The organism is Pseudomonas sp. R4-84, from assembly GCF_054130985.1.
Map to the genome: position 1 here is coordinate 3,408,868 of NZ_CP096390.1, position 13,998 is coordinate 3,422,865.

The 13,998-nt window shown below is 63.1% G+C and carries 16 protein-coding genes; 9 read left to right on the top strand and 7 right to left on the bottom strand.

Features of this window, described 5'->3' with window-relative positions:
• Nucleotides 1-39: 39 nt before the first annotated feature.
• Entirely contained in the window at nt 40-1,128 is a 1,089-nt protein-coding gene (locus tag M1D68_RS15330) for an SMP-30/gluconolactonase/LRE family protein (protein ID WP_457967487.1), read from the bottom strand.
• Nucleotides 1,129-1,489: 361 nt separating this feature from the next.
• Between M1D68_RS15330 and M1D68_RS15335 the strand changes: the two genes are divergently transcribed.
• Nucleotides 1,490-2,377: an EamA family transporter gene (locus M1D68_RS15335; RefSeq protein WP_434564123.1), complete on the top strand. Its 888-nt coding sequence runs from the start codon at nt 1,490-1,492 to the stop codon at nt 2,375-2,377.
• 106 nt (nt 2,378-2,483) lie between these two features.
• Here the strand turns inward: M1D68_RS15335 and M1D68_RS15340 are convergent, their stop codons facing one another.
• The 3 genes from M1D68_RS15340 to ggt all read right to left on the bottom strand — a co-directional run bounded on the left by M1D68_RS15340 (nt 2,484) and on the right by ggt (nt 6,174).
• Nucleotides 2,484-3,122: a Vgb family protein gene (locus M1D68_RS15340; RefSeq protein WP_457967489.1), complete on the bottom strand. Its 639-nt coding sequence runs from the start codon at nt 3,120-3,122 to the stop codon at nt 2,484-2,486.
• Between the two features lie 34 nt (nt 3,123-3,156).
• Nucleotides 3,157-4,377, bottom strand: coding sequence for a helix-turn-helix domain-containing protein (locus M1D68_RS15345; protein WP_457967491.1), 1,221 nt, complete (start codon nt 4,375-4,377; stop codon nt 3,157-3,159).
• Between the two features lie 69 nt (nt 4,378-4,446).
• Nucleotides 4,447-6,174: a gamma-glutamyltransferase gene (gene ggt / locus M1D68_RS15350; protein ID WP_434559563.1), complete on the bottom strand. Its 1,728-nt coding sequence runs from the start codon at nt 6,172-6,174 to the stop codon at nt 4,447-4,449.
• A 129-nt stretch (nt 6,175-6,303) separates the two neighbouring features.
• On the opposite strand from ggt, the gene M1D68_RS15355 reads away from it, so the two are divergent.
• On the top strand, nt 6,304-6,735 hold the full coding sequence (locus M1D68_RS15355) for a GNAT family N-acetyltransferase (RefSeq protein WP_457967493.1): 432 nt from the start codon (nt 6,304-6,306) through the stop codon (nt 6,733-6,735).
• A gap of 55 nt (nt 6,736-6,790) precedes the next feature.
• Here the strand turns inward: M1D68_RS15355 and M1D68_RS15360 are convergent, their stop codons facing one another.
• The gene (locus M1D68_RS15360; RefSeq protein ID WP_420765891.1) at nt 6,791-7,141 is read right to left on the bottom strand and encodes a hypothetical protein; all 351 of its coding nucleotides are present in this window, start codon (nt 7,139-7,141) and stop codon (nt 6,791-6,793) included.
• Nucleotides 7,142-7,273: 132 nt separating this feature from the next.
• On the opposite strand from M1D68_RS15360, the gene M1D68_RS15365 reads away from it, so the two are divergent.
• The 7 genes from M1D68_RS15365 (at nt 7,274) to M1D68_RS15395 (ending at nt 11,154) form a co-directional block, all read left to right on the top strand.
• Nucleotides 7,274-7,603 carry a DUF6388 family protein gene (locus M1D68_RS15365; protein ID WP_434559567.1) on the top strand — a complete coding sequence of 110 codons (330 nt, stop codon included), beginning with the start codon at nt 7,274-7,276 and terminating at the stop codon, nt 7,601-7,603.
• 98 nt (nt 7,604-7,701) lie between these two features.
• The gene (tusD, locus tag M1D68_RS15370; RefSeq protein ID WP_420765889.1) at nt 7,702-8,094 is read left to right on the top strand and encodes a sulfurtransferase complex subunit TusD; all 393 of its coding nucleotides are present in this window, start codon (nt 7,702-7,704) and stop codon (nt 8,092-8,094) included.
• Nucleotides 8,094-8,456: a sulfurtransferase complex subunit TusC gene (gene tusC / locus M1D68_RS15375; RefSeq protein ID WP_457970745.1), complete on the top strand. Its 363-nt coding sequence runs from the start codon at nt 8,094-8,096 to the stop codon at nt 8,454-8,456. The genes tusD and tusC overlap by 1 nt, the downstream gene beginning before the upstream one ends.
• A complete protein-coding gene (gene tusB / locus M1D68_RS15380) occupies nt 8,456-8,749 on the top strand; it encodes a sulfurtransferase complex subunit TusB (protein ID WP_434559569.1) in 294 nt (97 codons plus the stop codon). The genes tusC and tusB overlap by 1 nt, the downstream gene beginning before the upstream one ends.
• A complete protein-coding gene (locus tag M1D68_RS15385; protein ID WP_457967496.1) occupies nt 8,746-9,081 on the top strand; it encodes a TusE/DsrC/DsvC family sulfur relay protein in 336 nt (111 codons plus the stop codon). The genes tusB and M1D68_RS15385 overlap by 4 nt, the downstream gene beginning before the upstream one ends.
• A complete protein-coding gene (locus tag M1D68_RS15390; RefSeq protein WP_457967498.1) occupies nt 9,078-10,079 on the top strand; it encodes a glycosyl transferase family protein in 1,002 nt (333 codons plus the stop codon). Before M1D68_RS15385 ends, M1D68_RS15390 begins: the two co-directional genes overlap by 4 nt.
• 88 nt (nt 10,080-10,167) lie before the next feature.
• The gene (locus M1D68_RS15395) at nt 10,168-11,154 is read left to right on the top strand and encodes a glutathione S-transferase family protein (protein WP_434559575.1); all 987 of its coding nucleotides are present in this window, start codon (nt 10,168-10,170) and stop codon (nt 11,152-11,154) included.
• A gap of 153 nt (nt 11,155-11,307) precedes the next feature.
• Here the strand turns inward: M1D68_RS15395 and cysG are convergent, their stop codons facing one another.
• Complete coding sequence (cysG, locus tag M1D68_RS15400; protein ID WP_457967500.1) at nt 11,308-12,702, bottom strand: siroheme synthase CysG; 1,395 nt, start codon at nt 12,700-12,702, stop codon at nt 11,308-11,310.
• Entirely contained in the window at nt 12,703-13,983 is a 1,281-nt protein-coding gene (gene serS / locus M1D68_RS15405) for a serine--tRNA ligase (RefSeq protein ID WP_457967502.1), read from the bottom strand. It abuts the gene before it with no gap.
• Nucleotides 13,984-13,998 lie beyond the last annotated feature (15 nt).

Below are 13,998 nucleotides of genomic sequence, written 5' to 3' on the forward strand. Positions count from 1 at the left end.
AACTCAAGCCCCCAGCCAGTCATTGGTGGTGCCTGAGGGTCAGGCGAAGGTGGCTCCTCGGGTGTTCACGAACAGCGAGTACAGCGAGTGGCTGCCGGCCATGAACAGCCGGTTGCCTTCTCGCCCGCCGAAGCAGACGTTGGGGCAGCGTTCCGGCAACGAAATGTGCCCGATGGCCTTGCCCTCGGGATTGAATACCCGCACGCCGTCGAGTTTCTCCAGGTCGGCCTTTGGGTCGCCATTCCCGCCCCAACCGCACCAGAGGTTACCGCTCTCGTCGCACTTGATGCCGTCGATGGCCGCATAGTCGAGCCCTTCGATATGCTTGCGTCGCTCGCCCAGGGTGCCGTCGTCCTTGACCGTGATCGCCCAGACCAGACGGTTCGGCTTGGCCCGTCCTTCGACCACATAAAGGATTTTTTCATCCGGGGAAAAGCACAAGCCATTCGGCCCCGCCAAATCGTCGATCACCCGGCTGAGCTTGCCGGTCGCGCCGTCGATCCGGTACACCGCGTGGGGCTGCGCCGGGGTGACTTTATGCCCCTCATAGTTATTGCCGGTCTGGAACGGCGGGTCGGTGAACCAGATCGAGCCATCCCGCTTGCAGACGATGTCATTCGGCGAATTCAATGGCTTGCCGTCGAAACTGTCGGCCAGCACGGTGATGGTGCCGTTGTGTTCGGTACGGGTGATACGCCGCCCTTCGGTGGACGTGGTCGAGCCCTCACAGACTAGCAACCGTCCTTGGCGATCGCGGCACATGCCATTGGAGAAGTTCGAGTTCTCGCGGTACACCGACAAACCTCCGGTGACTTCGTCCCAACGCACGATGCGGTTGTTGGGGATGTCACTGACCAGCAGGTAACGACCGTCACCGATCCACACCGGCCCTTCCGCCCAGCGCAAGCCATCGGCGAGCCTCTCGACGCTGGCATTGAAGATGCGCAAGTCCATGAAGCTGGGGTCGAGGATATTGATCAGAGGGTCTGGATAGCGCTGGCTCAGAGGCGCGGCCTGGGCGAGCCCGGGAAGATTTCCCAGCGTCGCGGCGGCGGCCGAGACCACAAGGGATTTTTTCAGGAAAATCCGGCGCCCCTGATCGGCGGTTGCAGGTTGCGAAGCATCCATCGTACGTCTCCGTTAATTATTATTGGACGGGGAAGATTGTTTTACTCCCTGATAGGACATCGTACAAGGTGTTAAACACGGTGACATCATGGGACTTGCGGCCTGATCCTCGACGATGCGAAACCGCCTTGAACACGCCGGTATTACTGATCTGCACCGAATCAGGGTTTGCGCCAGGCTTGTTCGCTCCTGCCATATGGGGTAAAAATCCGACCCAGGTTGTACGACAACAAAATCAAAAAGCCCTTTGAAGGGCTTAATTCACTCCCCTTTGAGATGTCCTGCCATGACCCGCTCCACCGCCGCATCCAATACCCCTGTTCCCTTTCCCCGCCATATCGCCGTGCTTGTCCTGCTTTGCATGGGGTGCGCCTTTGCCGGCAACCATGTCGCCGCGCGGGCGGCGTTCGATGATGGCGCCGGCGTGCTGCTGGCGATCCTGCTGCGCTCGGGCGGAACGTTGCTGGTATTGGCGGCGATGGTGTTGTGGCAACGGCAAAGCCTTCGCTTGCCCGCCGGCGCCTGGCGCTGGCAGTTGCTGCTGGGCGTGCTGATCGGCGCCCAGAGCCTATGCCTGTATTCCGCCGTGGCCCGGGTTCCGGTGGCGCTGGCGCTATTGGTGGGCAACGTGTTCCCGATCCTCCTGGCCCTGTTGACTTGGGCCCTAGGCGGCCCGCGCCCCACCGCCCGGACGGCGGCACTGATGGGCATGATCCTGGTGGGTCTGGTGTTCGTGCTGGAAGTGCCGACGCGGTTGGCCTCCCAGGCAGACGTCGGCCCGCAGTGGTTGTTGGGGGTTGGCCTGGCCTTCTGCGCCGCGTGCGTCTTCGCTTGTGCGTTGTGGATCACCGATCACAAGTTGTCCCAAGTGCGCGGATCGGTGCGCAGCCTGCTGACGATTTTCATTGTGTTCAGCAGCGTCAACCTCGCCGGCCTGACCGGCGCCCTGCCCGGCGGCCTCGACCTGCCCGCCAGCAGCACCGGTTGGTTCGCGCTCGCCACCCTGGTGGTGCTTTATGGGACGGGGTTCATCGTTTTGTTCATGTGCGTGCCACGCCTGGACATGCCGCGCAACGCCCCGGTGATGAACATCGAGCCGCTGGCGACACTGTTGATCGGCTGGCTGGTACTGGACCAGATGCTCAACCCGGGGCAGATCCTGGGCGGCGCGATCGTGGTGACCGGCATCGTATTGCTGACCTGGCGCAAGGCCGAGCGGGTCAAGGCGCCGGTGGCTGCACACGATTGAACTGATTGACTGGCGCTCTAGTGCGTAGCAGGCCCAAAGAGTTTGGGCCCGCTGCGCGGTCCAGCGGGAGCAAGCTCCCTCGCCACGGGCGGGCTGTGCAGGTCGTTCAATCTCGAGCCGGCCGACGCACCGCCCTTACCTTGCCGCTGCCACCCCCGCCGCAGAAAAATCGGTCCGCGCCGTCGGACTCCAGCCCCGACACGCCGGTCCCCGGCGGCATCGTCACGCTTTCCAGTACTTGCGCCGTTTGCGGATCGATACGCCGCAATTCGCTATCGTCGTTTTCCCAGGTGCCATGCCACAGCTCGCCATCGACCCAAGTCACGCCCGTGACGAAACGGTTGGATTCGATCGTACGCACAATCCTGCCGTCGGCCGGATCGATCTGCAGGATCTTGCGCGCCTTGTACTGACCGACCCAGAGCGAACCTTCGGCCCAGGCCAGCCCGGAGTCATCGCCACTGTTGGGCGCCGGAATCGTCGCCAGTACCTGGCCAGTGCGCGGATCGATCTTGCGGATGCTGTCGCCGGCGATCTGGAACAGATGCTGGCCATCGAACGCGGTGCCGGCGTTCGCCGGGACGTCGAGGGTTTGCACGGTTTGGCCACTGGCGGGATCGTAGGCGTGAAGCTTTTCGCCCGAGGCGAACCAGACGCGCTCGCCGTCATGGCTCACGCCGTGGACGCAATCGACGCCAGGGAACGGGCCGTATTCACGCAGGATTTGTGCCTCTGAACGTTTCATCTCACATCGCCTCATCGGTGGGTGTGCTTGCATCCTAACCATCGAACGGCACTGCAGTGAGTAACAATACGGTCGCGAATCCGGGCATTGACGGTACTATCCAGCGCCGGGCCCGTGCGCGACCGAACGACTGCGCCTTGCCGCAAGCAGCCAGGTTTTCCAAGGCTCTTTGCACGCTGCGCTGGCTGGAGCCCAAGGCCAGCGCCAGGGCCGAACTGGACCAGGCTTCACCGTCCGCCAACAATGCCAGCACCGCCCCGTGGGGTTCCTCAACGACCCGCGCCAGGATCACGACTTCGTGAGCATGGTGTGGCGACAACCTGAAACCGCGCCGGGTTGCGACTACGCCAGCCATTGGGCGCAGCGCCTCTCGCAACCGTCCCATTTCAACCCGCAACCGGGCGCGATGGGTCTCGTCCGTCAATTTCAAACCAAAGGCTTGGGTCATGAGCGCTTCCCTCGACGCATCGCCGGGCCAGGCCTGGGCCAACCCACGGGCCAGGGCAAACAGCACCGGCCGCCGTACAAGCACGACCTGGACGCCCGCGCAGCGGATACCGAACCGGCAGGCATCTACAACCAGCGCCGGGCCGGCCAGCAGCGATTGCACCTCCTCCAGCACCAGCAAACGCTCTTCGCCTCGAGCGATCAGCCGGGCTGCGGGCGTACTCAGCATCCGCCAGGCGTTGTCGATTTCGCCGTTCAACGCGCTGATCCCTGTTTGTTGCGCGGCTTGCCCGGCCCGTTCCAAAGCCTCACGGGCGGTTTGCGCTTGTAGCCGCCGCATGGCAATTCCCGCGGCCACCAACTGGCACACCGCCCAGGACGCCAACGGCAGGCCGGCGGGCTCCAGGTCGATGAGCTTGAGTTGCGCCTCGTCGAGTCGACCGATCAGCAACAGGCGGCGGATCTCGATGATCCGTGCATGACCGGCGTTGGCCCGATCGCCGTGAGCTTCGAGCACCGTACGGGCGGCGTCGAGGCGTTTCGACGGCCAGGACAGGTCACGAGAGGCCAAGGCGATTTCACCTTCGGCCACGACACAGCGCGCCCGTGCCACGGCGTCCGTGGATCCGAAGGCCGTACCTGCCCGGCGCAACAGGCTCCTGGCTTTTTCCAGGTCCCCCAACTGCGCCATGGCGATGCCGCGGAGCGCGAGGGCCGGGGCATCATTGCGCAGGGCGACACGATTGAGCGCCGCCACCGGATCACCAGCCGCCAATGCGCGCGCCGCCGCGCCAATCGCCTCATCCACGGTCAATGACCTTCATGGCAAGGGCGCTCTCTTCCACTGACCCGCGCAGCCTGATCCCTCGTTGAACGGTCAATAGCCCAACGACAACCCCGTGTTGCGACGCGGGTCGTTGGCACCGTAGAAACGGTTCTTGCCCACCGGCTTGCCGCCCAACGACGGCGCGCCCACGAGGATCGCGGCGATGTGGTTGGGGTCCTGCGGCCCAGCAAACTTATGGCCCCAGCTTTCCAGCAACTTGAGGGTATCGGGGCTCGCCGCGAAGGTTTCCAGGTTGGTCTCCTCCGGCATCCACTGTTGATGGAAGCGCGGCGCGTCGACGGCTTCCTGCAAGTTCATGCCGTAGTCGATCACGTTGAGGATGGTCAGCAAAGTCGCCGTGATGATGCGGCTGCCGCCCGGCGTGCCGACAACCATCACGGTCTTGCCGTCCTTGGTGACGATGGTCGGGCTCATGGACGACAGCGGCGCCTTGCCGGGCGCGATGGCATTGGCCTCGCCCTGCACCAGGCCGTACATGTTGGGCACGCCGACCTTGGAGGTGAAGTCATCCATTTCATCGTTGAGGATCACCCCGGTCTTGCTCGCCATCACGCCGGCACCGAACCAGTCGTTGAGGGTGTAGGTGACGGAGACCGCGTTGCCCCATTGATCGACGATCGAATAATGGGTGGTGTTGCTGCCCTCGTGGGGCGCCACGCCGGGCTTGATCTTCTGGGAGTCGCCGGCTTTCTGCGGCTCGATGGCGGCGCGCAGTTTCGCGGCGTAATTCTTGTCCAGCAGATGATCGATGGGGTTCTGCACGAAGTCCGGGTCGCCCAGGTAGCTGTTGCGGTCGACATAGGCGTGACGCATGGCTTCGATCTGGTAGTGCATGCCTTGGGCCGAATGGAAACCCAGGTCTTTCATCGGATAGCCATCGAGGATGTTCATGATCTGGCAAAGCACCACGCCACCTGAACTGGGTGGCGGCGCGGAAATGATGTGATAGCCGCGATAGTCGCACTCGACCGGCGCCAGTTCACGGGTCTTGTACTTGTCCAGGTCGGCCTGGGTGATGATGCCTTTGTTGGCCTGGCTGGACGTCACCAGCGCATCGGCGACCCAGCCTTTATAGAAGCCGTCGGCACCCTTGTCGGAAATCTCCCGCAGGGTCCTGGCGAGGTCTTTCTGCACCAGCTTCTGGCCGACCTGCATCGGCTCGCCGTTGTGCAGGAAGATTGCGCCGGAATCGCGCGCATCTTTCTTGAAGACATCCGTGGCGGTTTCCAGCAGATCCACGTCGCCCTGTTCCAGGACAAAACCGTCCTCGGCGAACTTGATCGCCGGCGCGATCAATTCCGCCCGGGGTTTGCTGCCGTATTTTTTCAGCGCCAGTTCCATGCCAGACACGGTGCCGGGTACGCCTACCGCCAAATGGCCGCGCGTGCTGAGCTCGGGGATGACGTTGCCTGCCTTGTCCAGGTACATGTCGGCCGTGGCGGCCAGGGGGGCTTTTTCACGGAAATCCAGGAAGGTCTTGCGGCCGTCGGCCATCTGCAAGGTCATGAAACCGCCACCCCCCAGGTTACCCGCCGCGGGATAAACCACCGCCAGGGCGTAGCCCACCGCCACTGCCGCATCAACGGCATTGCCACCGTTCTTGAGCACATCGACGCCGACATGGGTCGCCAGGTGTTGGGCCGTCACCACCATGCCGTTCTCGGCGGCAACCGGGGCCTGGGACGCGGCGTGGGCAGTCAGACAGTAAAGGGAAAGCGAGGTGGCGACGAGGGTCCGGGCCAGGGATTGGAACTTCATGAGTCGGTCTCTTCTTGTTTTAGGGTCGGGATCGCTTCAAAAGCACACAGGAGTATGGCTCGGTTTAAACAATATGCTCGTTTCCTGTAGGCTCGCGTGCTTGATCATCCCCGCACAAGGACATCGCCGATGACGCTGCGAATCGACCGCACGGACGCTCCAACCGATGAAGAACGCCAGGCCATCCTCGCGCCGCTACGCGCCTATAACACCGCCCAGACCGGTGGAAGCGCACCGGAAGCGGTCGCCTGGCTGGTGCGCGACGAGCACGATGAAATCGTCGGCGGCCTGTATGGCCGGGTATTTTTTCGTTGGCTCTATATCGAATTACTGGTGGTGCCCGAACAGGCGCGCGGCGAGGGCACGGGCTCGGAATTGATGCGCATGGCCGAACAACTGGCCAGGGAAAAGGATTGCGTGGGCATCTGGCTCGACACCTTCGACTTCCAGGCTCCGGATTTCTATCGCAGACAGGGTTTCACCCAGTGCGGCCAGATCGATGACTATCCGCCGGGTCACCGGCGCTACTTTTTCCAGAAGCGCCTGGATCTCGAGAATTAAGCTCAACCTATGGGAGCGAGCCTGCTCGCGAAGGCAAACACCTCGGTTTATCGGCTTAGAGACACGTCGCCAACGCCGCCAACCGGCGCTTGGCGACAAAATCATCATGCTTGGCGTAATAATTCAGCGCCGTGCCCGTGGCGCTGGCTTGCAGATCCACAAACGACTCGGCCGATCGGGTGTACACCGTCGAGCCGCCTTGCTTGCCGGGCTGCAGATAGGCGCCGGCATCGACCCCGAACGCCGCTTCGTCTTCCCAGGCAAACTTCACGCATTGGGCGACGTTCTGTTCCGGCTTGTCCGAGGACAGGGTCTTGTAGGGGGCTTGGGTCCGGGCCTGCTCCATCGCCGAACCCGCGCAGCCGGCCAGCAGGGTTGCGGCCACGGCCACCATCAGCATTCGCATTGCATTCACTCTTCTGGAAAAAAACCGACTGTAGCACTGCGCCCCTCGTTGCCGTGCGCCATGATTGAAATTTGCGCGCGACAACGGCTATCTATTCACGCAACCTGTCAGATCATTGACCCAGGAGCGACCATGGCGACAACCGAACAGCAACACGAACGAGCCCTGCAGATTTTTCTCGAGCAACGCCCCGAGCTGCGCGACGAACTGGACAACCTCAACCCGCTGCTGGCCCAGGCCAAGGGCGAAACCGCCGCGCAGTACCGCGCCGAGCGGTTGCATGAAGCCTTCGAAGCCGAGGCCGAGAGCGCCGGATTGTTCGCCTGGGAACTGACGCTGCTGCTGACGACCGATTCAGCCGAGGACTACCAGGCCCAACGCATGGAAGTTCACAAGGAAGTGGCGGAGATGGCAGGAATGGAATGGCCGGAGTATTGCGAGCTGTATGGCCTCGAACTCTGAGGTTGAGGCTGTGGGCCAGGTGCTCACACATGCTCTGAGAATCGCCCCACCGCCCATAAAGCATTATCATGGCCGCAGTTTCGCTGATCGGGTCTGTCATGAAGTTCGCCATCGCGCTGTTTTCCGCCGCCCACGCGCCCTCCTCGCGCCGCGCCTTGCTGTTTGCCCAGGCAGCTTTGGCCGGTGGGCATGAGATCGTGCGGCTGTTTTTCTACCAGGACGGCGTCTACAACGCCGCCAACAGCGTCGTCACGCCCCAGGACGAGCAAGACCTGCCCCAGCAATGGCGCGCCTTCGTCAGCGAGCACCAGCTCGACGGCGTGGTGTGCATTGCGGCGGCGTTGCGCCGTGGCGTGCTTAACGAGGAAGAAGCCCAGCGTTACCAGCGTTCGGCGGCCAGTGTCCAAGCGCCGTGGGCGTTGTCCGGGCTGGGCCAGTTGCACGATGCGATCCAGGACGCCGACCGCTTGATCTGTTTTGGAGGCACATGATGGCCAAGTCTTTGTTGCTCATCAGCCGCCAGGCCCCCTGGTCCGGCCCCTGTGCACGGGAAGCGCTGGACATCGTGTTGGCCGGCGGCGCCTTCGACCTGCCCATCGGTCTGCTGTTTCTCGATGACGGCGTGTTCCAGCTCGCCGCCGGTCAGGATGCCAAGGCCGTCCGGCAAAAAGACTTGAGCGCCAACTTGCAGGCGTTGCCGATGTTTGGCGTCGAAGACCTGTTCGTCTGCGCCGACAGCGCCGCACAGCGCGGTCTCGCCGTCGATGCCCTGGCGCTGGACGACCTCAAAGCGCTGGGCGCTGCGGACATCGCCGCGCTCATTGACCGTTACGACCAGGTGATTACCCTCTGATGTCGACTTTGCATGTGTTGTCTCATTCCCCTTTCGGCGACAGCCGCCTCGCCAGTTGCCTGCGGATCCTGGGAAGCCAAGACGCGCTGCTGCTGTGCGGCGACGCAACGTATGCGCTGCGAACCGGTACCGTGCCGTTCGACACGCTGCGGGCCGGCGGCGCCAAGGTGTTCATCCTGGCCGAAGATGCACAGGCCCGCGCCCTGCCCATTCCGGACTGGGCCGAGGCCATCGATTATGCGGCCTTCGTCGAGCTCTCGATCCAGCACGACAAGGTCAACAGCTGGCTATGAAGACCCTGAACGTGGGCGAGCGCAGCATTGCGCTGGACAAGGATGGCTACCTGGCTGATCTCAATGAGTGGTCCGCCGACGTGGCCACGGCCCTGGCCACCGCCGAAGACATCAAGCTGAGCCCCGAACACTGGGAAATCCTCGAACTGCTGCGCGCGTTCTACGCTGAGTTCCAGTTGTCTCCGGCCACCCGCCCGCTGATCAAGTACACCGCGCTGAAACTGGGGGCGGACAAGGGCAACAGCCTGCACCTGAACCGATTGTTCAAAGGCACTCCCGCCAAACTCGCCGCCAAGCTGGCGGGCCTGCCCAAACCGACGAATTGCCTATGACCGACTTTCCAGCATTGACCCTCCAAACCCCTGCCGAACACCCGTTCGCCCAGTTCGTGCGCATCCTTGGCAAGGGCAAGCGCGGCGCCCGTAACCTCACCCGTGACGAAGCGCGGGAGGCCATGGGCATGGTGCTGGATGAGCGGGTCGAAGAAACCCAACTGGGCGCGTTCCTCATGCTGTTGCGGCACAAGGAGGAAAGCGCTGAGGAAATGGCGGGGTTTACCGACGCCCTGCGTCAGCGCCTGGTTATCCCGGCCATGGCGGTAGACCTCGACTGGCCAACCTACGCCGGAAAGAAGCGTCATCTGCCCTGGTATCTGTTGGCCGCCAAATGCCTCGGGCAAAACGGTATGCGAATCTTCATGCACGGCGGCGGCGCCCACACGGCGGGCCGGCTCTACACGGAACAGCTGCTGGATTTGCTGGCCATGCCCTTGTGCCGCGACTGGCAGCAGGTCGGCGCGGCGCTGGACAACGGCGGCCTGGCCTTCATGCCGCTGGTGGACTGGGCGCCGCAAATGCAGCGCATGATCGACCTGCGCAACACGCTGGGCTTGCGCTCGCCGATTCATTCCCTGGCGCGCATTCTCAACCCGTTGGGTGCGCGTTGCGGCCTGCAAAGCATCTTCCATCCCGGCTACCAGGCCGTGCATCGCGAGGCCAGCGGACTGCTGGGCGACACCAGCATCGTGATCAAGGGCGACGGCGGCGAGATCGAGATCAACCCCGACGCCGACAGCCATTTGTACGGCACCACCGGCGGCGCCAGTTGGGATGAAGAATGGCCGCGACTGTCCGAACAGCGCCACGTCAAGCCGGAGCGCCTCGACCCCGAGCATTTGAAAGCGGTATGGCGCGGTGACCTCGAGGACAGTTATCCGCAGCTGGCGCTGATCGCCACCATGGCCCTGGCCTTGCGCGGCTTGGGCCTTACCCGAGAAGCAGCGTTCGACAAGGCCCGGCAGTATTGGGATGCGCGCGATAGATCGATTTAGTCGATCATCGACGCCCAACCTTTGCGCTATTAGTTCGAACCTATCGGAATAGACTCGTCTCCAATGATTATTGAGAGAGGACGTTCAGATGGGTTTGTTGGTCGAGGGTCGCTGGCAGGACCAGTGGTATGAAAGCAAGGACGGCAGTTTCCAGCGTGAGCAGGCGCAACGCCGCGACTGGATCACCGCCGACGGCAAAAGCAGTTTCCCCGCCGAGGCCGGGCGCTACCACTTGTATGTCTCCCTGGCCTGCCCCTGGGCGCACCGCACGCTGATCTTTCGCAAGCTCAAGGGCCTGGAAGCGCTGATCGACGTTTCAGTGGTCAGCTATCTGATGCTGGAAAACGGCTGGACGTTCGACAAGACCCACGGCTCGACCGGCGACAAACTGGACAACCTGAGCTTCCTGCACCAGCGCTACACCGCCGACACGCCGGATTATACCGGCCGGGTGACCGTTCCGGCCTTGTGGGACAAACAGCAACGGCGCATCGTCAACAACGAATCGGCGGAAATCATCCGCATGTTCAACAGCGCGTTCGATGGCCTGACCGGCAACGACCTGGACCTGTATCCCGAGCACCTGCGCCACGAGATCGATGGGTTGAACGAGCGCATCTACCCAGCGGTGAACAACGGCGTATACCGTGCTGGGTTCGCGACGACCCAGGCCGCTTATGAAGAAGCCTTCGATCAACTGTTTGTCGAACTGGACCGAGTGGAAGCCTTGCTGCAAACCCGTCGCTACCTGGCGGGTGAATACCTGACCGAAGCGGATATCCGCTTGTTCACTACGATGATTCGTTTCGACGCGGTGTATTTCGGCCACTTCAAATGCAACCTACGCCGCATCGCCGATTACCCGAACCTGTCGAACTGGCTGCGCGAGCTGTATCAGTGGCCGGGCGTTGCCGAGACCGTAGACTTCACCCATATCCAGCGGCACTACTACGGCAGCCACAAGACCATCAACCCGAATGGGATCGTGCCCAAGGGGCCGGGGCAGGATTTCACGGTGGCCCACGATCGAGAGAGGTTGAGCGGGAAAGGGATTTGGCTTCGGGCTGAAAGCTGATCCGCAATCTTTATTGCCTCTGAAGGCCAATCGCGAGCAGGCTCGTTCCCATATTTGATTCGTGTTGAACCACAATCTGTGGCTGCACACAGCCCCCCTGTGGGAGCGAGCCTGCTCCGGGCGGCGTTCCGACGAAAGGGGGCGACGCGGTCCTCAGCCCTGCCCCTGAGCCCCTTCAAACCAAGCCAGCTTCTCGCGTAACTGCACCACTTCGCCAACAATCACCAACGTCGGCGCATGGACTTCATGCTCCGCCACCAGCCGTGGCAAGTCCGCCAACGTGCCGGTGAAAACGCGCTGGTTTGAAGTCGTGCCTTGCTGGATCAACGCCGCCGGCGTGTCCGCCGCGCGACCGTGCTTGATCAGCTCGTTGCAAATCACCGGCAGCCCCACCAAGCCCATGTAGAACACCAGCGTCTGTGCTGGCGAGACAAGATCGGCCCATGGCAAGTCGCTGGTGCCGTCCTTTAGATGACCGGTAATGAAGCGCACCGACTGGGCATAATCGCGATGGGTCAGCGGAATCCCGGCGTAGGCCGCGCAGCCACTGGCGGCAGTGATGCCTGGGACCACCTGGAACGGGATGCCATGGGCCGCCAGCTCTTCGATCTCTTCGCCACCACGACCGAAGATAAAAGGATCGCCGCCCTTCAACCGCACCACACGTTTACCTTGCCGGGCCAGGTCCACCAGTTGCTGGTTGATCTGGTCCTGGGGCACGGCGTGCTCGGAGCGGCGCTTGCCGACGTAGACCCGTTCGGCGTCGCGGCGGCACAGTTCGAGGATGGCCGGCGCCACCAGACGGTCGTACAGCACCACGTCCGCCTGTTGCATCAGGCGCAGGGCGCGGAACGTCAGCAGGTCGGGATCACCCGGCCCGGCGCCCACCAGATAGACCTCACCCGGCGCATTCGGCGCCTGGCCGTCGATCTTTTCCCGCAACAGCCGCTCGGCTTCGGCGCCCTGCCCGGCCAATTGGCGGTCGGCGATGGGGCCTTGGAACACTTCTTCCCAGAAGGCCCGCCGTTGCTGGACATCGGGAAACAAGCCTTTGACCTGATTGCGAAAGCGCGCCGCCAAACCGGCCAACTGCCCGTAGGTCGACGGAATCCAGGTTTCCAGCTTGGCGCGGATCAGCCGCGCCAGCACCGGCGCGTCGCCGCCGCTGGACACCGCGATCACCAGGGGCGAGCGATCGACGATCGCCGGGAAAATCACGCTGCACAGCGCCGGCGCGTCCACCACGTTGACCGGCACGCAGCGCTTGTGGGCGTCCGCCGAGACCTGGGCATTGAGCGGTTCGTCATCCGTGGCGGCGATGACCAGGCCACAACCGTCCAGGTCCGCTTCCACGTAGCCCCGCAGGACACATTCGCCGCCGCTGCCACCGACCAGTTCCCGCAACTGCGGTTCGATCTCGGGTGCGACCACCCGCAACAATGCGCCGGCATCGGCCAGCAGGCGAGACTTGCGCAAGGCAATCTCCCCGCCGCCAACCACCAGCACGCGGCTGCCGCGCAGGTTGTGGAACAGTGGCAAATAGTCCATTTAGCCGATGACCTCGATGCCGCCCATGTACGGTTTCAGCACCTCGGGCACACGGATCGAGCCGTCAGCCTGCTGGTAGTTCTCCAGCACCGCCACCAGCGTACGACCCACCGCCAGGCCGGAGCCGTTGAGGGTGTGGACCAGTTCCGGCTTGCCGGTTTCCGGGTTGCGGAAACGCGCCTGCATGCGGCGGGCCTGGAAGTCGCCACAGTTGGAGCACGACGAAATCTCGCGGTACTTGTCCTGGCTCGGGATCCAGACTTCCAAGTCATAGGTCTTGACCGCGCTGAAGCCCATGTCGCCGGTGCACAGCGCCAGGGTGCGATACGGCAACTCCAGCAGTTGCAGAATCTTTTCGGCGTTGGCGGTCAGGCTTTCCAGGGCTTCCATGGATTTGGACGGCTCGACGATCTGCACCATTTCGACCTTGTCGAATTGGTGCTGGCGAATCATGCCGCGGGTATCACGGCCCGACGCGCCGGCTTCGCTGCGGAAGCACGGCGTATGGGCAACGAACTTGATCGGCAGTTGCTTGGCATCGACGATTTCGCCCGCGACGATGTTGGTCAGCGACACTTCGGCAGTGGGGATCAGGTACAGGTCGGCTTCGCCGTCGCGACCGATCTTGAACAGGTCTTCCTCGAACTTTGGCAACTGGCCGGTGCCTTGCAGGGCCGGGGCCTGGACCAGGTACGGCGTGTAGGCCTCTTCGTAGCCGTGCTCGGTGACGTGCAGATTGATCATGAACTGCGCCAGCGCCCGATGCAGACGGGCGATCGGCCCGCGCAACAGGGCAAAACGCGCGCCCGACAACTTGGCGGCGGTTTCGAAGTCGAGCCAGCCGAATTTCTCGCCCAGGGCCACGTGGTCCTGCACGGGGAAATCGAAGGTTTTCGGCGTGCCCCAGCGGCGTACTTCGACGTTGCCGTCTTCGTCTTCACCGACCGGCACCGACTCGTGAGGCAGGTTCGGAATGCCCAACAGGATCGAATCCAACTCGGTCTGGATCGCGTCCAGCTCGACCTTGCCGGCGCTCAACTCGCCCGCCATGCGCTCGACATCGGCCATCAGCGGCGCGATGTCTTCGCCACGCTGCTTGGCCTGGCCGATGGACTTGGAGCGCGTGTTACGTTCTGCCTGCAGGGCCTCGGTGCGGGTCTGGACGGTCTTGCGCTGTTCTTCCAGCGCTTCGATGCGCGCGACGTCCAGGGCAAAGCCACGGGAAGCCAGGCGGTCCGCTACGTCCTGAAGGTTGCTACGTAACAGTTTGGAATCGAGCATGTCGGTCTCTCGTTA